Origin of the sequence: Nesterenkonia lacusekhoensis, from assembly GCF_017876395.1 — a bacterium.
GTDB lineage: Bacteria > Actinomycetota > Actinomycetes > Actinomycetales > Micrococcaceae > Nesterenkonia > Nesterenkonia lacusekhoensis.
The window spans coordinates 1,530,315-1,547,991 of the sequence record NZ_JAGINX010000001.1; the positions used below are offsets into that span (position 1 = coordinate 1,530,315).

The window sequence follows — 17,677 nt, forward strand, 5'->3', positions numbered from 1 at the left end:
CTACTCGGCGCCGGTGGTCTCCTTCTCGATGGAGCCGCGGCTGTTGAGGTCGTTGAGCTGGCCTTCGATGTAGTCCTTCAGGCGGGCGCGGTAGTCGCGCTCGAAGCTGGTCAGCTCGGTGACCTTGCCCTCCAGGTCTGCCTTCTTCCGCTCCAGGGCGGAGAGAGTCCGGGACGAGGTCAGCTCGGCCTCCTCGATCATGGTGTTCGCCCGGGTCTCAGCCTCGGTCACGATCTCCTGGCGCTTGCGCTCCGCTTCGGTGATGTACTCCTCGCGGGTCTGCTCACCCTCGGAGATGAGCTCATCACGCTTGGTCTGGCCCTCGTTGACCAGCTCTTCGCGCTTCTGCTCGCCCTCGGAGATGTACTGTGCACGGGTCTGCTCGCCCTCGGAGATGTAGGCGGCCCGGGTCTGCTCGCCCTCGGCCACGTACTGGTCGTGGAGCTTCTGCGCCATGGCCAGCACGCCGGCTGCGGAGTTGGCCTCGTCCCCGCCGGAGGGAGCAGCCGCGGCAGGAGCCGCAGCGGCCTCCGGGCGGCGCTGAGCCGGTGCGGTGCCGGGAGCGTACTCCGGCTGGGCGCTGACAGCAGACTGTTCGACGGCCGGCTCAGCCGAGTCTTCCGCCTCCTGGTCCTCCTGCTCGTCCTCGTCGGTGACGGGGGCGAAGGTGCCGGTCACCTCTGCAGCGGTTCCGGCGTAGCCGGAGAGGCCGGCGTCGTTGAGGTCGTCCGGCTCGAGGTTCGAGGGGTTCTCCTCGATCTGCTCCTCGAGAGAGGTCACCTGCGCCTGCAGGTCCTCATTCTCCTGGATCAGCCGTCGCCACTCGACAACCACCTCGTCCAGGAAGTCGTCGACCTCGTCCTTGTCATAGCCGGGACGGAATTTGGTCTCCGGGAATTCCTTGTTCAGGAGGTCGTCTGGTGTCAGAGCCATGCGGTGTCACCTCATCGAAAAAGTCCATTGGTCACCGCACAGGATACCCAGAGCGGTTCCTCACCTTCGACCTGAACCTTCAAGTGAGACTTTCAGTTTCGGGGCCCGGCGTCGGCACAGCCGGCGGAGAGCCTCAGGCGAAGCTCCGCAGCACCATCTGAGCGATGACCACGGCGAAGAACGTGATGAGGAATCCCATATCCAGCGCGACGCCGCCGAGCTGCAGCGGCGGAATACGCTTCTGCAGCCATCTGATGGGCGGGTCAGTGACCGCATAGACGGCCATGGCCAGCAGCAGAGCTGCCCCCTTGGGCCGCCAGAAGCGGGCGTACTGCTGGGTGATGTCGAAGATGATCCGGATGACCAGGGCCAGCTGGAAGACGACCAGCAGCAGGTAGAGGGGCGCGGTGATGAGATCCACAGTGGTTCAGACTACTTCAGTGCCGATGCAGATGCAGTTCAGCTCTGGTTGAAGAACTGTGCGGAGGAGGGAGCCTCTGCGGCGGCGGCCCGCTCTTCGGCCAAGACCTCGATGTTCTTCGGGGTCAGCAGGAACACCTTGTTGGTCACCCGCTCGATCGATCCGCCGAGGCCGAAGACCAGACCTGCGGAGAAGTCGACCAGGCGCTTCGCCTCTGCCTCACCCATCTCGGTGACGTTCATGATGACCGGGATATCGTCCCGGAAGGACTCACCGATGACCTTGGCGTCGTTGTAGGAACGCGGGTGAACAGTGGTGATTTTTCGCATCTCGGAGCTCTCGTCGCGGGAGGAGGGGGCACGCTTGATCGGGGTCACGGGGGCCCGATAGTCAGGATCCACAGCCAGGCTGCTGCTGTTGTACTGCTGCACGGAGGAGGCTCCAGGCTGCTCCCCGGTGTTCAGCGGCACCACGGCGCTGTTCTCAGCGGCCGTCGGCACAGCGCCTGTCGCCTGCTGGGCGCTGACAGCAGGCGCGGCGGAGCGGGCTGCGGACTCGCGGTCTGCAGCGGCCGGTGCGGAGCTGCGGGACTCTGCGACAGATTCCGAGCTGCGCGGCGCGCTCTTCTGCTCGTTGCTGAAGCTCTCGTCGCTGTAGTCGTCTCCGTCGGCCAAGCCGAGGTAGATCATGGTCTTCTTGAATGCACCGGCCATGAGGGGGTCTCCTGGGGAAGGGTCGGGTTCTCGCTGCGCGACATCGAGCCTACCGGGCAGAGTGCCGCTGCCCGAGGACATCGCGTCCGATCCGCAGGTGTGTCGCACCTTCGGCCACGGCCTGCTCCAGGTCACCGCTCATCCCCGCCGAGAGCATGTCTGCTCCGGGGTGCTCGGCGAGCAGCTGAGCATGCAGCCGCCTCAGGCGGGCGAAGGCCTCCGCGGCGGGCTCCTCCAGAGGGGCCACGGCCATGAGTCCCGCCAGGCGCAGTCCGCCCGATCCGACGATCGCCTCCGCCAGTCCGGGGATCTCCTCCGGTGCCGCTCCCCCGCGGGCGCCGTCCTGGGCCCCTTCGCGCAGGTCCACCTGGATGAGACAGCGCAGCTCTGCCTCACGGCCCACGGCCGCTTTCTTCAGCCCCCTGACCAGAGAGCTGCGGTCCACCGAGTGCACCGCCTCGGCATAGCCGAGGACCGAGCGGGCCTTATTGGACTGCAGCTGCCCGACGAAGTGCCAGCGCAGCGGGTCGGCGTCGTAGGCCTGAGCATCGCGGGCACGCAGTCGGTCCCGCACCTGCCGCGCTTTGGAGGATGCCTCCTGGTCCTTGTTCTCACCGACATCACGCACGCCGAGGTCATAGAGACGGATGACGTCTTCGGCGGGGAAATGCTTGGTGACCACGATCAGGGCCGGCAGCTCTTCGCGGCCGGCGGCCTGGGCGGCTCGCGCGATGCGCTCCTGCACTGCGGAGAGGTTCTGCGCCAGCTCCGCACTCCGGGGGTCTGAGGTCTCGTCGTTCACGTGAGAGAGATTATCCCGGCGATCCGCCCGGGCGCCGCACCCTGCTGCGCGCTGCGCCGATGTGAGAAGAGCGACGCATCCTCCATGGTGCAGCCACCGGTGTCCACCACCTCGGCGCCGGCCTGGGAGAGGATGTGTCCGGCCTCGGCGCGCAGATCCAGAGCAGAGGTGCCCCACCGGGTGCGGGATCGGATGGCCGGACGGTCAGCGGCGATCTGCTCGACCATCTCCTCAGGGATCTCGTAGCAGCGCCCGCACGCTCCGGGCCCGACCCAGGCGGTGATCGTTCCGGGCTCACGCAGCTCCGGCGAGTGGGCACGCATGGCCCGCAGAGTGTTCTCCAGGACCCCGCCCAGCAGACCCGGCCGACCGGTGTGGGCCGCTGCGGTGACCACAGACCTGCCGGTGCGCCCGGCCAGGAGGATGGGCGGGCAGTCGGCGCCCATCACCGCCAGCGGCTGCGCACCGCTGGGCGAGATCCAGGCATCGGCCTCCGGTTCAGGCTCCCCGGGGTCGGGATGCTCCGTGACGGAGGCGTCGAGGACCCGCGAGGAATGGACCTGATGCAGATAGCGGACGGAATCCGACTCCAGCCCCAGATGCTCCTCCAGACGGCGTCGGTTCTCGAGGGCCTGAGCGGGGTCACCGACGTGGGTCCCGAGGTTTCCTGCCCGGACAGACGTGAAGGCGACGCGGACCCCGTCCGCGGCATCCTCATGCCACCAGAACGGTGTGTCCACGTCGCCTCCGTATCACTGCGATGGGAAGGTTCTCGCCGAAAGACTCACTTCAGGAAGTCTGGGACATCCAGGTCATCGTTGCGCCCGCCGGAGTAGTCGGACTCCACGATGTTCGGGATCTCCTCCTCCTGCTCCTGCTCAGCACCTCCGGCCTGCTGCTGGGGCAGAGCCCGCTCCTGGGGGGCGGTGTCCTGCGAGGAGGCCGTCTGGGCCGGCGGCTGGGTCGGCTGAGCGCCGGCGCCTGCTCCTGCGGCAGGCACTGTGCCCGGCACCGCCGGAGCCGGGCGGGAGGTGGGCTGCGGCGAGGAGGAGCGCGGTGCCGGCTGGGCCTGGGCCTGCGGGGGCGCCGAGGTGACGTCCACCTGGTCGAAGCCGGCGGCGATGACGGTCACCCGTGCCTCGTCTCCGAGGGCGTCGTCGATCACCGCACCGAAGATGATGTTCGCCTCGGGGTGTGCGACCTCCTGGACCAGGCGCGCGGCCTCGTTGATCTCGAACAGACCGAGGTCCGAGCCGCCCTGGATGGAGAGCAGGACACCGTGGGCGCCGTCGATGGAGGCCTCCAGCAGCGGGGAGGCGATGGCCAGCTCCGCGGCCTTGACCGCACGGTCCTCGCCGTTGGCCGAACCGATGCCCATCAGAGCCGAGCCCGCACCCTGCATCACAGACTTCACATCGGCGAAGTCCAGGTTGATCAGGCCCGGGGTGGTGATCAGGTCGGTGATGCCCTGAACACCGGAGAGCAGGACCTGGTCGGCCGAGCGGAAGGCGTCCAGGACGGAGACGTTCTTGTCCGAGATGGAGAGCAGGCGATCGTTCGGAATGACGATCAGAGTGTCGACCTCGTCGCGCAGCGCCTCGATGCCGGCCTCGGCGGAGGTTGCGCGGCGACGGCCTTCGAAGGTGAAGGGACGGGTGACCACACCGATGGTCAGTGCGCCCAGGGAACGAGCGATCCGGGCGACCACAGGAGCGCCGCCGGTGCCGGTGCCACCACCCTCGCCGGCGGTGACGAAGACCATGTCGGCGCCGCGCAGGACCTCTTCGATCTCCTCGGCGTGGTCCTCGGCGGCCTCACGGCCGACTTCGGGGTTCGCGCCTGCTCCCAGTCCGCGGGTGAGCTCACGCCCGACGTCGAGCTTGACGTCGGCGTCGCTCATCAGCAGAGCCTGGGCATCGGTGTTGATGGCGATGAACTCGACGCCGCGCAGGCCGACCTCGATCATCCGGTTGACGGCGTTGACGCCGCCACCACCGATGCCGACGACCTTGATCACGGCCAGGTAGTTGTTCGGTGCTGCCACGTTGTTAGTCCCTTGCTCGTCTCAGATCTCAGATGCACGAAGGCCCCCGCTGCCTGTGTGAGCCGCGGCGCGACTCCTCACTGTCTCAACCCGTCTGAGTCACCTGCCGGACCGGTATGGTTCGCGGTCATACCGGGCCGGAGACGACTCCGACGTCGCAGCGGCTCGTCCCAAGCAGACGGGAGCCTCCGTACGTATGACATTCTTCTGTTCTGCCCGAACCCCCAGCAACGTTCAAGTTGCACTTGAACCTTAGAGGTTCGAGCCGGTTCGTCGCTGACCACCCTACAGCCGGGCCATGAGTGTTCAGTCCTGTGTGATCGGTGTGTCCGGTGTGGAGATGTCGATGGTCTCCACCTCGGTGAACTCCGGGGCCTCGGAGGCCAGGATGGCTTCCAGGACCGCGGCCTTCTCGGCACTGCGCTCCTCGCTGCCCCAGACGATGGTGCGGCCGTCCTCGAGGATCAGCTGCACCGAGTCGATGGACTCCGCCGTCGCCGACTCCATGGCCTCGCGGGCCGAAACCGGCAGCTCACCGAGCACCGAGACGATGGCGCCGAAGACCGATCCGCTGTCCAGAGCGGCATCGCTGCTGATCTCCGGAGTCGCATAGCCCTCCGTTTCGTCCGACTCGCCCTCGTCGAAGGTCCGGATGACATCGCCGTGCTCATTGAAGAACCGGATCTCGCCGTCCTGACGGACTTCGGCCACCGGAGGATGCTCCAGGATCTCCACCTGCAGCGTGTCCGGCAGCTGCCCCTGGACGATGACCTCATCGACGACGTCCTCCTCGGCGAGCAGCTCCTCGATCTCCCGGTTGCCCACTTGGGGCAGCGGCTGGCCGTAGACCGGTTCCAGCAGCTCCTGGGCCCGCTCGTCGGAGAGCAGGTCGTTGCGCTCCACCGTGACCGTGCGGATGGTCAGCAGAGGAGAGAAGTGCAGCGTGGCCACGATGCCGATCAGCACCAGCAGCCCGGCCAGGATCAGCAGCAGCCCGCGGCGGCGTCGACGCCGCCGGCCCACAGCCTCCGGCTCGGGAAAGCTCAGCGGGTCCTCCTGGTCGGACCTGTGTGTCACTGGGAACGTTCCTGCAGGGCCGCGGTGATCTCAGGGCCCAGGGCGGTCACATCGCCGGCGCCCAGGGTCAGGATGATGTCACCGGACTCGGCGGCCGAACAGACATGCTCCACCGCCCCCTCCCGGCTCAGCAGCGCGCCCCTCGGCGAGGTCTCGCCGCTGAAGAGCGGAGCGCTGATCAGCTCGGCGCTGACCCCGGGGATGGGCTCCTCCCTCGCCGGATAGATGTCCAGGACCACCACGTCGTCGGCCGCCTTCAGCGCCTGGGCGAACTCCTCGGCGAAGAGCTGGGTGCGGCTGAACAGATGCGGCTGGAAGATCGCACGGACCTTCCCGGCGGCAGTGGAGCGGGCGGCCTGCAGCACGGCCGCGACCTCAGTGGGGTGGTGTGCGTAGTCGTCGTAGACGCGGACTCCGCCGGTCTCGCCGCGGAAGTCGAAGCGGCGCGAAGCGCCCTGGAAGTGTTCCAGAGCCTCTGCGCAGACCTCGGGCTCCAGTCCCGCGCGCAACCCCACGGCCAGCGCGGCCAGGGCGTTGCAGGCGTTGTGCCGCCCGGGGGCGGTGAGGCGGATATCGGCAGGCACTCCGAAGGCCTGGACCCGCAGCTGCTGACCCACGGAGGAGGCCAGCAGCTCCGAGTGATCGACGATCCGCAGGTCCGCGTCCTCGGAGAAGCCGTAGGTGACCACACTGATGTCTCGACCGGCCAGCTCGGAGCGGACGTCCTCCAACAGGCGGCGCGCGCCCGCATCGTCGGCGCAGAGGATCAGCTGCCCACCGTCGGTGATGCGGCGGGTGAAGTCGACGAAGACCTGGTGCACGGCCTCGGCGGTGCCGTGGTGGTCCAGGTGGTCCGCCTCCACGTTGGTGATGACGGCGACCTCAGGGGCGTAGTTCAGCAGCGAGCCGTCGGACTCGTCCGCCTCGGCCACGAACCACTCCCCCTCCCCGGCCGCGGCGTTGACGCCCAGGCCGGAGACGGTCGCACCCACAGCGAAGGTCGGCGAGAGCCCGGCCTTCTCCAGCAGGACGGTGGTCATGGAGGAGGTCGTGGTCTTGCCATGGGTCCCGGCCACCGCCACTGCACGCCGGCCGGCCATCGTGGCGGCCAGACCTTCGGAGCGGTGCAGCACGGTCAGGCCGCGGCGCACCGCCTCGTCATACTCCGGATTGCCGGCGGCGGCGATGGAGGAGGCGATGATCGTGGAGATCTCCGTGCCGGTCTCGGCCTCCACCGAGGCGAGGTTCTCGGCCCGGTATCCCACACGCACCGCGGTCCCGCCGGAGCGGAACTCCTCCAGGACGGGCAGGTCCTTGGCATCGGTTCCGGAGATCGTCACCCCGGCGGCCTGCATGAGCCGCGCCACTGCGGAGACGCCGACTCCCGCCATCCCGAGGAAATGGACATGACCGAGTTCGTTCAGGGCAGTCACTCAGCGGCCTCCTGGTCGAGGTCGTATCCGGCGGCCCGCAGCGCGGCGCGGGCCATCCGTTCGTCGGCGTCGGTGATGCCGCGCTCCGCGGCGTGCTTCTCCATGGTCAGCAGCAGTCGCGGGTCCTTCAACAGAGGCACGATGTTGCGACTGATCCACGGCTTGGTGAAGTGTTCGTCCTTGACCAGCAGCGCACCGCCGGCATCGACGAGGTCTCGGGCGTTGAGCTCCTGCTCCCCGTTGCCGATGGGCAGCGGGACGAAGACCGCAGGAAGCCCGACGGCGGCGACCTCACAGACGGTTGCCGCGCCGGCGCGGGCCACGATCAGGTCCGCTGCGGCATAGGCGGCCTGCATCCCGTCCAGGTACTCGCGCTGGTGGTAGCCCTCGGCGGTGACCGGCCGTCCCGCCTCATCCAGCACTGCCTTGTCCCGGCCGGTCAGGTGCAGCACCTGGGCACCGGTGGCCAGCAGATCGTCCAGGGCGGCAGAGACCGCACGGTTCAGCGAGAGAGCCCCGGAGGAGCCGCCGGTGACCACCAGCGTGGTCCGCTCCGGATCCAACCCGAGGCGTTCGCGGGCGGCGTCCCGCTCCTGGCCGCGGTCGAGCTGGGAGATCTCCCGAGACATCGGCATGCCCACCCATTCGGCACCTCTGAGCGCAGTGCCCTCGTAGGCGACTCCGGAGAAGGCGGCGAAGCGGCTGCCGAGCCTGTTGGCCATCCCGGCACGGGCGTTGGCCTCATGCAGGACCACCGGGACGCCGGCACGCTTGGCGGCCACGTAGACCGGAGTGGAGACATAGCCTCCGACGCCGATGACCACGTCGGCCTCTCGGTCGCGGATGATCTTCTCGGCGGCCTTGACCGCGCCGCTGAAGCGGCCTGGGAACTTCAGCAGGCCCCGCGAGGGCCGCCGGGGCATGGGGACCTTCTCGATCGTCTCCAACTCGTAGCCGGCGGCCGGGACCAGACGGGTCTCCAGGCCGACTTCGGTGCCGATCATCGTCTGGCGTGTACCGGGGGCCAGGCGGGCGACGGCGTCGGCGATGGCCAGCATCGGAGAGATGTGGCCGGCGGTGCCGCCTCCGGCGAGGACCACAGAGGGTTCGCGCATAACGTCCTTATGTCTCATGGTGGGCAGAGAGATTCGTCCTCTCCATTATGACTGCTGGCGCTGGGCATCCAGCCGCTGCCGCCGGGCGAAGTTCAGGATCACACCCACGGCGACCAGCGCACAGGTCAGCGCCGAGCCTCCGTAGGAGATGAACGGCAGGGGCACGCCGACCACCGGCAGCAGGCCGGTGACCATGCCGATGTTGATGAAGGACTGCCCCACCAGCCAGGAGGCGGTGCCCATGCAGACCAGCCGGGTGAACCGGTCGGTGGACGCCGCGGCCACGCGGAAGATGCCCAGAGTCAGCACCGCGAAGAGGGCGAGCACCAGCAGAGTGCCGAGCAGTCCGAGCTCCTCCCCGATGATGGTGAAGATGAAGTCGTTCTCGACCTCGGGGATATAAGCCCACTTCTGCCGAGACTGGCCCAGCCCCACACCCCAGAAGCCGCCGGAGGCCAAGGCGTAGAAGCCCTGCTCGCTCTGGTGACACGGTTCTGTGGGGTGATCGCAGTTCATGCCCAGCCAGGCGTAGACACGCATCATGCGGTAGGGCGTCATCCACATCAGCAGCGCGACGGCGACAGCGGCCGCCCCCGCACTGATGAGGAAGTAGCGCAGCGCGACGCCGGCGGTGAACAGCAGCGTACCCACCAGCACGAGGATGATCAGGCTGGTGCCGAGGTCTCCGCCGAGGAGGACCAGCAGCAGCACGAAGAACGAGCCCGGAAGCACGAAGGGCATCATCCAGTGGGAGAACTGCTGGACGAGTCGGCCCTTGCGGGCCAGGACCGCGGATCCCCAGAGGACCAGGGCCAGCTTGGCGATCTCGGAGGGCTGCCCCTGGACCGGGCCCAGGCGGATCCAGTTGGTGGAGCCGCCTCCCTCCACACCGAGCGGGGTGAAGGCCACCAGAGCCAGCAGGACGGAGGACAGGATCATGAGGAACCAGCCCAGGGCGCCCAACAGACGAGTGGGCACCCGCGAGACCAGGAAGAGCCCCACCACGCCGATGGCGGCCCAGATGCCCTGACGGATGAACAGGGTGAAGGCGCTTCCCGACTCGCCGAAGGCATGCACCGATGAGGAGGAGAGCACCATGGTCAGACCGATGACGGCCAGGGCCAGGGTCGAGCCCAGAATCAGCCAATAGTTCGTATAGGGGTTGCCGCCCTCGAGGAATCCCCAGAGGCGGGTGATCCGGGTGGCGCGGCGAGCCTGGCGCTCCTCGCGCCACTTCCGGCCGAGGCTGCCGTCGCTCGGGGACTCCTCAGACGGCTGCTGATCAGAGTCTCCGACCAGGCGGAGATTCCTCCGGCGCTCCTCCGGGGTGAGATCTGTGCTCATCGAGATCCTCCTCCCGGGTCCTCGTCCTTCTCAGCGGTGTGCAGGGTCAGTGATCTTCCCTGCTGTCCATCAGCTCCGCCACGGCGTCGATGAAGGCCTGTCCGCGGTGCCCGTAGGACTCGAACTGGTCCATGGAGGCGGCCGCCGGGGCCATCAGCACGGTCTGCCCGGGGCGGGCGAGCTGTGCGGCCTCCGCCACCGCCGCGCGCATCGCGGCATCGCCGTCGGTGCTCCGCAGCTGCTCTGCGGAGAGCTCGGACTCATCTTCTCGCACGCCGGGGCCGATGATCGGCACCGAGGGGGCGTGTCGTTCCAGGCTGGACCGCAGCTGGGAGGAGTCTGTGCCGATGAGGATCACGCCGCGCAGCCGCGAGGCGATCTCGGCGACCAACTCGTCATAGACCACGCCCTTGGGCAGACCTCCGGCGATCCACACGATGTCCTCGAAGCTGCGCAGCGAGGCCGCGGCCGCATGCGGATTCGTGGCCTTGGAGTCGTTGACCCACAGGACATCGCCTGACTTGGCCACCGGCTGGATGCGGTGATCGCCGGGCTGATAGTCCAGGATGGCCTGACGGATCGCAGCAGGCTCGACGCCAGCGGCCCGGGCCAGCGCCGCCGCCGCCAGGGTGTTGGCCACCAGGTGCTGCGGGACACCACCCTGGCCGGCCAGGCCGAAGTCCTCCAGCGCGCCCAGTTCCAAAGCCTGATGCCGTCGGTCGGCCAGGAAGGCCCGATCCACCAGGATGTCGTCCACCAGGCCCAGCATGGACAGCGCGGGAGTCTGGGTGGTGAAGCCGATGGCGCGGCAGCCTTCGTGGACGTCGGCCTCTGCCACCATGTCCTCAGTGAGCTTCTGCTCCGCGTTGTAGACACAGGCGAGGCGGGTGTTCTCGAAGATCTTCGCCTTATCGGCCCGGTATCCCTCGAAGCTGCCGTGCCAATCCACATGATCCTCGGCGATGTTCAGCACGGCCGAGGCCAGCGGGTCCAGCAGCTCGGTGTAGTGCAGCTGGAAGCTGGAGAGCTCCACGGCCAGAGTGTCGTAGCCCTCCGGGTCACGGATGGCGTCCAGCACCGGAACGCCTACATTGCCGCAGGCGATCGCACGCCTGCCGTCGGCGATCAGCATGGACTCCAGCATCGTGACCGTCGTGGTCTTGCCGTTGGTGCCGGTGAGCACCAGCCAGTCAGGGTCCTTCGCCCCGGGGCGGGCGCCCAGGCGCCACGCCAGTTCGATCTCGCTCCAGACCGGGACGCCCTGCTCACGCGCCTGGGCGATCAGGGCCGAGTCAGGCCGCCATCCGGGAGAGGTCACCACCAGGTCCGGCACGGCGAGACTGCCTTCGGCGTCGGCGACCTGCGGCAGGGACTCGGTGTGCTCCGGGCCCAGACGCACTTCGGTGACCCCGACGATCTTCAGCGTCTCGGCGTCGTTCTGCTGCTTCTGCGCGGTCCGACCCTCGAGCACGGTGACATGGACGCCCAGCTCCGCCAAGGTGTCCGCGGCGGAGAAGCCGGAGACGCCCAGACCGGCGACGACGGCGCGCAGTCCCTTCCAATCCGCGTCCCAACCCCGCAGGGCGGGCAGGACCGAAGGTTCGCGCGGAGGCTCCTGCCCGGTCACTGGGTGACCACCCATTCTCCGTAGAACACGGCCAGGCCGAGGCCGACCGCCACGGCGCCGATGATCCAGAAGCGGACCACCACAGTGACCTCGGCCCATCCTTTGAGCTCGAAGTGGTGCTGCAGCGGAGCCATCTTGAAGATGCGCCTGCCGCCGGAGAGCTTGAAGTAGCCCACCTGGATGATCACCGAGCAGGTGATGATCACGAAGAGACCGCCGAGCACGATGAACAGCAGCTGGGTATGGGTCAGGATGGCGAAGCCGGCCAGGGCCCCGCCCAGGGCCAGGGACCCGGTGTCGCCCATGAAGATCTTGGCCGGTGAGGTGTTCCACCACAGGAAGCCCACCAGGGCACCAGTGATGATGCCGGCCAGCATGGCCATATCCATCGGATCACGGACCTCGTAGCAGACCTCGTCCACGGCGCGAAGCATCCCGCAGCCCTGGTTGGACTGCCAGATCGCGATGATCGTATAGGCCGCGGTGACCATCGCAGTGGCCGCAGCGGCCAAGCCGTCGAGACCGTCGGTCAGGTTCACCGCATTGGTGGCCGCAGTGTTGATCAGGTTGGCCCAGATGACGAAGAGGATGCCGCCGATGATCGGCCCGGCGAAGGCCAGGTCCAGTGCGGTCTCCCGTACGAAGGAGATGGCCGTGGAGCCCGGGGTCTGTCCCTCTGCGTTGGGGAAGTTCAGCGCCAGCACGGCGAAGAGCACACCGACCAGACCCTGGCCCAGGATCTTCGCCCAGGGAGTCAGTCCCAAGGACTGCTTCCGGCTGATCTTGGCGAAGTCATCGGCGAAGCCGACCAGACCCATCCCGACCATGAGCAGCAGCAGGAGCAGCCCGGAGGCCGTCGGACCCTGGGCGGCGTCGTTGGTCATCAGCAGGAAGGCATGGGCGCCCAGATAGGCCAGCACCACCGCCACCAGGATGACGGCACCGCCCATGGTGGGGGTGCCGCGCTTGACGTGATGGGAGGTGGGTCCGTCGTCTCGGATGAACTGCCCGTATCCGCGCTTGACCAGCAGCCGGATGAACAGCGGGGTGCCGAGCAGCGTCAGGAGCAGCCCCAGGCCGGAGCCGATCACTACACCTAGCACTGCGAACCTGCCTTCCCATCTCCGATGAGGTCGTCTGTGCTCGCGACAGCACCGGTACTGGCCGCGACCCTCTCTCCAAGAAGTCTAAGGCCCGCGCCGTTCGAGGACTTGAACAACACGACGTCCCCGGCGCGGAGCTCATGGCTGAGGTACTCCTCGGCCTCCTCCAGGGTCTCCACCCAGTGGGCCTCCTCGTTCCAGCTGCCCTCCGCCACGGCACCGCGGTAGAGCTGATAGGCGTCCTGACCCACCACCAGCAGCTGGGAGATGTTCAGGCGCACCACCGTCTCACCGAGCTGGATGTGCCGGATGGTGTGCTCATCGCCGAGCTCGAGCATCGCCCCGAGAACGGCCACACTGCGACGCTGGGGACCCTGCTGGGGCCGGGTGATCCGAGCCAGGGTCTTCAGCGCCTCCCGCATGGACTCTGGGTTGGCGTTGTAGGCGTCGTTGATGACGGTGACCCCGTCAGGTCGCTCCGTGCGCTCCATGCGCCAGCGGGAACCGGGACCCAGTCCGTTCAGCCGCTGGGCGATCTGTTCGAAGGCGACGCCGGCGCGCAGGGCGGCCGCCGCGGCCGCCAGGAGATTGGTCACGTGATGGGCGCCGGTCAGACCGCTGACCACTCGGACTCCGGCGGAGCCTGCGGCGGAGTGCCGGACCAGGGTGAAGTCAGGGTGGCCGGCGTCGTCCAGGGTCAGGGACTGCGCCTGCAGATCGACCTGCTCACCTTCGCCGAACCAGGTGATCGGAGCCTGGGCGCGGTCCGCCATGGCGCTGACCTGGACATCATCGGCATTGAGGATGACATGCCCGTCTGCCGGCACGGCCTCGGCCAGCTCACCCTTGGTCTGGGCGATCTTGTCCGCGCCCCCGAAGCGGCCCGCATGGGCAGAGCCCACCATGAGGACCACTCCGATGTCCGGAGTGACGATCTCGCAGAGCTGACGGATGTTTCCGGGCGCGTCCGCTCCCATCTCCAGGACCAGGTAGCGGGTGTCCAGGGAGGCGGTGAAGATGGTCAGCGGCAGGCCGACCTCGCCGTTGTAGGAGCCCTGCGGAGCGACCGTGGGACCCTCCGGCTCGAGCAGCGACTTCAGCAGGTCCTTGGTGGTGGTCTTGCCCGCAGAGCCGGTGATCCCGATGACAGTGGTCTCAGAGTGAGCCCTGAGGCGTGCCACGATCTCGGCGGCCAGCCGGCCCATGGCGTCCACGACGTCGTCGACGATCACCGCAGGATGGGCGGTGCCGTCGGGTGCATCGGTCTCCCGCTCGGCCAGCACCAGGCGGGCGCCGGCCTCCAGCGCGGCGTCGATGAAGCGGTGGCCGTCGGTGACCTCGCCGGGCTTGGCGATGAACAGGGCTCCGTGTCCGGCGGTCCCGCCGGACATGTTCCTGGAATCGGTGTCGGCCGCGTCTACGATCAGACCGTCCGGATCCGCGACGCCGCGCAGGCGTCCCGACACCGCTGATGCCACCTCAGCGGCAGTCAGCTCGATCATGCTCTCTCTCCTCCGTTCTGGTGACCGGAGTCCTCCAACGGCGTGAAGCCGTGTCGGACCAGGGCCTCTCGAAGCTCGGCCCGGTCGTCGATGGGGTGCCGCTCGCCGGCGAAGTCCTGATAGACCTCATGACCCCGGCCAGCAAGGATAATCGTGTCGTCATGAGAGGCCGATGAGACGGCGCGCTCGATGGCGTCGGCCCGGGGCGAGACCTCCTCCAGCACAGTGCTCAGCTCGCCCAGCTCCACGGCCTCCTGGGCGCCGGACATGAGCTCCTCGCGGATCTGGGCGGGGTCCTCCCCGTGGGGATCGTCATCGCTGATGATCACATGATCGGCCATCCGCACAGCGATCGCGCCCATGGTCGGGCGTTTGGAGCGGTCCCGCTCCCCCGCCGCACCGATGACCAGGATGATCCTGCCGTCGCCGCGGCGCGCCTCGGAGGCGGCCTCCAATGTGCGGATCATGGCGTCCGGGTTATGGGCGAAGTCCACGATGGCCGCCGGCGAGGTGCCGATGACCTGCATACGCCCGGGGACACTGATGGTGAAGGGATCTCCCTGCTCGAGAGCCTCCACGACCTCGTCGCGGCTGTATTCGGCCTGCTTGGACTCCAGGACCATGACGGCGGCCAGCGCCGCGTTGGAGACGTTGAAGCGTCCGGGAAGTCCGGTCCGAGTCCTGATCCGCTCGCCGCTGCGACCATGATGAAGCGTGAAGGCATGTCCTAGCCCGGAGGGCTCGACGTCGAGAACCTCCCAGTCCACCTCCGCCGGCTGACCGGCAGTGGCCAAGGTCACCACATCGCCGGAGGCCGCCGAGGCCATCTGATGGCCCCACGGATCGTCCACGGTGATCACCGAGGTGCGGGTCCGACGCCGGGCGAAGAGCTGGGCCTTGGCCTCGAAGTACTCCTCCATGGAGCCGTGGAGGTCCAAGTGGTCCTGGGTGAGGTTGGTGAAGCCGGCCACGTCGTAGAAGAGTCCGGAGGTCCGGTGGTAGGTGATGGCGTGCGAGGAGACCTCCATCGCCGCAGCACCCACGCCGCGTTCGCGGAAGAGGGCCATCAGACTGTGCAGCTGGACCGCCTCCGGCGTGGTCAGCTGCGAAGGGATGGTCTCCTGCCCGGCGGCGATCTCGATGGTGCCGATGAGCCCGGTGAGCTTCTGCCGGCGGGACATGACCTGGTCCAGGAGCGAGCGCAGGAAGTAGGAGGTCGTGGTCTTGCCGTTGGTGCCCGTCACCCCGAACAGGGCAGGACCGGAGTCCGCTGTGTTCCCGTAGATGGCAGCGGCTGCCGGGCCCGCGGCGTCGCGGACCGACTCCACCTGCAGCACCGGCAGAACATAGCCCAGGGCCTCACGCACCTTGTCCACACCGGCGGCGTCGGTGAGCACAGCGGCGGCTCCGGCGTCGACGGCGTCGCGGACGAAGTCCGCTCCGTGGGCGCGCGCTCCGGAGACGGCCACGAAGAGATCTCCCGGCCCGACGGCCTTGGGGTTCATCGCCGCACCGGTGAGCCGAACCTTCTCCGCCGCACCGCTGACCGGAGTCAGCAGCGGATCGTAGCCCAATCCATGGAGCATCTCGCCCAGCTGCCCGACGTCGGTTCCCACCACCCGCTGGGGCCGGAGCACGCTGTCCTGCTCGGCGACGGAGAGGTGGGTCTCTGATGGGGGCATAGCTTCTCTCATTCCGGAATGTCGTGGGTCTGGCAGGGGCGGACGCCCCAAGGCTGCGGGGCCTGCAGGTCACCAGGCCTGATCCTGATTATCCCCGACGAAGCCGTCGTAGCTCTCCTCCTCGGCGCCGCTGGGCGGCACGTTGTAGGTGCTCAGCGTGTGGCTCATGATCTGCTGGAAGGTGTCGGTGACCTCCCAGTCGCCCCACTCGCCCTGGGGGCGGTGCACGGCCACCGAGACAAGATACTGCGGATCGTCCAGCGGTGCGACGCCGACGAAGGACATCGTGTAGCCGTCGAAGCCTCCGGACTCCCCTGCGGCCTCGGCCGAACCCGTCTTGCCGCCGACGCGGTAGCCCTCGATGGCGGCCCCGGGGGCGCTGCCGTACTCGACCACGCCCTCGAGCATCCGCATCATCTCCTCAGAGGTCTCCGAGGAGAAGATGCGGTGGGGCTCGCCGGGCTCGTAGGGCTCGACGCCGCCCTCGGAGTCCACGTAGGAGTCCACGATGCTCAGCGGGACCTGGACTCCGTCGTTGGCGAAGGTCTGGTACTGCTGGACGGTGTGCAGAACCGTGCTGGTGTAGCCCTGGCCGAACTGCGTGCTCAGCGGCTGACGCCGGTCCCATTCGTCCGGGGGCCGCAGGATGGATTCGCCGTCGATCCCCAGTCCGATGTCGATGGGTTCGCCGAGGCCGACATCGCGCATGTACTCATAGCGCGTCTGCTCGTCCAGCTCATTGCCGATCATCACAGTGCCGGTGTTGTAGGACCGGGCGAAGATGCCTGCCGCGGTCATCTCGTAGTCCTCATGGGGCCGGGCGTCCTGGATGGTCTCGCCCTCGACGGTGTACTCGTCCGGGACGGTGAACTCGTCGGTGGGGCTCATCGTCCCCTCCTCCATCGCCGCGGCGAAGGTCACAGCCTTGCCGCTGGATCCCGGCTCGAAGTCCTGGGTCAGCGCCAGGGGCCGACGGAAGAGCTCCTCCGTCTCGCCCGGGGCGGAGGGGTCCACCGTCTCCGAGTCAGCCATGGCGAGGATCTCCCCGCTCTGCAGGTCCACCACTGTGGCGTTTCCCCATTGGGCGTTGTACTGGTTGGTCTTCTGAGCGATGGCCTCCTGGGCGAACCACTGGAGATCCTGATCGATGGTGAGCTGCACGTCCTGCCCGTTCTCGGCGGGGATCTCCTCATAGGTCGCGGTGGGGATGCGGACGCCGCTGGCGCCGATCTCATAGACCCGCTCACCGTCCTGGCCGGAGAGGGCGTCGTCATGGATGCTCTCGACTCCTTCGAGCGGACCGTCCTCGCCTATGAAGCCCAGGATGCTGCCGGCCACCGGCCCGGAGGGGTAGCTGCGCTGAGGCACCTGCTCGGAATAGAGCCCAGGGATGCCGATCTCCATCGCGCGCTCCTGCTCATCGGGGGTCACGGATTCGGCGACCACGGCGTAGTGGGAGTCGCCGGTCATCCGCTCCGCCAAGGTGTCCGGATCTTCGTCCACGATCTGGGCCAGCTCATCGATGGCTGAGCCGACGGACACGGTGGTCATCAGGCCGGTGTCCTCATCCCACTCCCGGAAGTCGTCCACCAGCCGCTGATCAACGATGAGGTCGTAGCGGTCCACTGAGGTCGCCATCACTCGTCCTTGGGCGTCCAGGATGTCGCCGCGCTCAGCGGGGACGGGAACACTGCGCAGCCGCTCGGAGACGGCCGCCTGGGCGTAGCCCGAGGTGTCCAGGCCCTGGACGTGGAAGAGTCGGAGTCCCATGACCAGCAGGACCACGGCCATGAAGGCCAGAGCGATCCTCATCCGATGAGACATCATGGTCGCGCCGCGCGCCGCGGAGGCTGCTCCCATAGGTGCGGTTCCTCCTTATCG

General features: G+C 68.0%; 15 protein-coding genes. All 15 read right to left on the bottom strand.

The window, feature by feature from the left end; translation table 11 throughout:
- Complete coding sequence (locus JOF45_RS07235; RefSeq protein WP_210048755.1) at positions 1-933, bottom strand: DivIVA domain-containing protein; 933 nt, start codon at positions 931-933, stop codon at positions 1-3.
- Positions 934-1,066: 133 nt separating this feature from the next.
- The gene (locus tag JOF45_RS07240; RefSeq protein WP_210048757.1) at positions 1,067-1,354 is read right to left on the bottom strand and encodes a YggT family protein; all 288 of its coding nucleotides are present in this window, start codon (positions 1,352-1,354) and stop codon (positions 1,067-1,069) included.
- Between the two features lie 38 nt (positions 1,355-1,392).
- Complete coding sequence (locus JOF45_RS07245) at positions 1,393-2,067, bottom strand: cell division protein SepF (RefSeq protein ID WP_210048758.1); 675 nt, start codon at positions 2,065-2,067, stop codon at positions 1,393-1,395.
- A gap of 49 nt (positions 2,068-2,116) precedes the next feature.
- On the bottom strand, positions 2,117-2,869 hold the full coding sequence (locus JOF45_RS07250) for a YggS family pyridoxal phosphate-dependent enzyme (RefSeq protein ID WP_210048759.1): 753 nt from the start codon (positions 2,867-2,869) through the stop codon (positions 2,117-2,119).
- A complete protein-coding gene (locus JOF45_RS07255; RefSeq protein WP_210048760.1) occupies positions 2,866-3,609 on the bottom strand; it encodes a purine nucleoside phosphorylase YfiH/LACC1 family protein in 744 nt (247 codons plus the stop codon). The genes JOF45_RS07250 and JOF45_RS07255 overlap by 4 nt, the downstream gene beginning before the upstream one ends.
- A gap of 44 nt (positions 3,610-3,653) precedes the next feature.
- Positions 3,654-4,913 carry a cell division protein FtsZ gene (gene ftsZ / locus JOF45_RS07260; protein ID WP_210048761.1) on the bottom strand — a complete coding sequence of 420 codons (1,260 nt, stop codon included), beginning with the start codon at positions 4,911-4,913 and terminating at the stop codon, positions 3,654-3,656.
- 306 nt (positions 4,914-5,219) lie between these two features.
- Positions 5,220-5,990, bottom strand: a complete 771-nt coding sequence (locus JOF45_RS07265) for a cell division protein FtsQ/DivIB (RefSeq protein ID WP_210048762.1) — start codon at positions 5,988-5,990, stop codon at positions 5,220-5,222.
- Positions 5,987-7,381, bottom strand: coding sequence for a UDP-N-acetylmuramate--L-alanine ligase (gene murC, locus JOF45_RS07270; RefSeq protein ID WP_210051367.1), 1,395 nt, complete (start codon positions 7,379-7,381; stop codon positions 5,987-5,989). The genes JOF45_RS07265 and murC overlap by 4 nt, the downstream gene beginning before the upstream one ends.
- 38 nt (positions 7,382-7,419) lie before the next feature.
- Complete coding sequence (murG, locus tag JOF45_RS07275; RefSeq protein ID WP_210048763.1) at positions 7,420-8,538, bottom strand: undecaprenyldiphospho-muramoylpentapeptide beta-N-acetylglucosaminyltransferase; 1,119 nt, start codon at positions 8,536-8,538, stop codon at positions 7,420-7,422.
- Positions 8,539-8,583: 45 nt separating this feature from the next.
- On the bottom strand, positions 8,584-9,882 hold the full coding sequence (gene ftsW, locus JOF45_RS07280; protein WP_210048764.1) for a putative lipid II flippase FtsW: 1,299 nt from the start codon (positions 9,880-9,882) through the stop codon (positions 8,584-8,586).
- A 46-nt stretch (positions 9,883-9,928) separates the two neighbouring features.
- Entirely contained in the window at positions 9,929-11,524 is a 1,596-nt protein-coding gene (murD, locus tag JOF45_RS07285) for a UDP-N-acetylmuramoyl-L-alanine--D-glutamate ligase (RefSeq protein ID WP_210048766.1), read from the bottom strand.
- Positions 11,506-12,612 carry a phospho-N-acetylmuramoyl-pentapeptide-transferase gene (mraY, locus tag JOF45_RS07290; RefSeq protein ID WP_210048768.1) on the bottom strand — a complete coding sequence of 369 codons (1,107 nt, stop codon included), beginning with the start codon at positions 12,610-12,612 and terminating at the stop codon, positions 11,506-11,508. The genes murD and mraY overlap by 19 nt, the downstream gene beginning before the upstream one ends.
- Complete coding sequence (locus JOF45_RS07295; protein ID WP_210048769.1) at positions 12,606-14,114, bottom strand: UDP-N-acetylmuramoyl-tripeptide--D-alanyl-D-alanine ligase; 1,509 nt, start codon at positions 14,112-14,114, stop codon at positions 12,606-12,608. The genes mraY and JOF45_RS07295 overlap by 7 nt, the downstream gene beginning before the upstream one ends.
- Positions 14,111-15,796, bottom strand: coding sequence for a UDP-N-acetylmuramoyl-L-alanyl-D-glutamate--2,6-diaminopimelate ligase (locus tag JOF45_RS07300; RefSeq protein WP_210048770.1), 1,686 nt, complete (start codon positions 15,794-15,796; stop codon positions 14,111-14,113). The genes JOF45_RS07295 and JOF45_RS07300 overlap by 4 nt, the downstream gene beginning before the upstream one ends.
- Positions 15,797-15,865: 69 nt before the next feature.
- Positions 15,866-17,656, bottom strand: coding sequence for a peptidoglycan D,D-transpeptidase FtsI family protein (locus JOF45_RS07305; protein ID WP_210048771.1), 1,791 nt, complete (start codon positions 17,654-17,656; stop codon positions 15,866-15,868).
- Positions 17,657-17,677 lie beyond the last annotated feature (21 nt).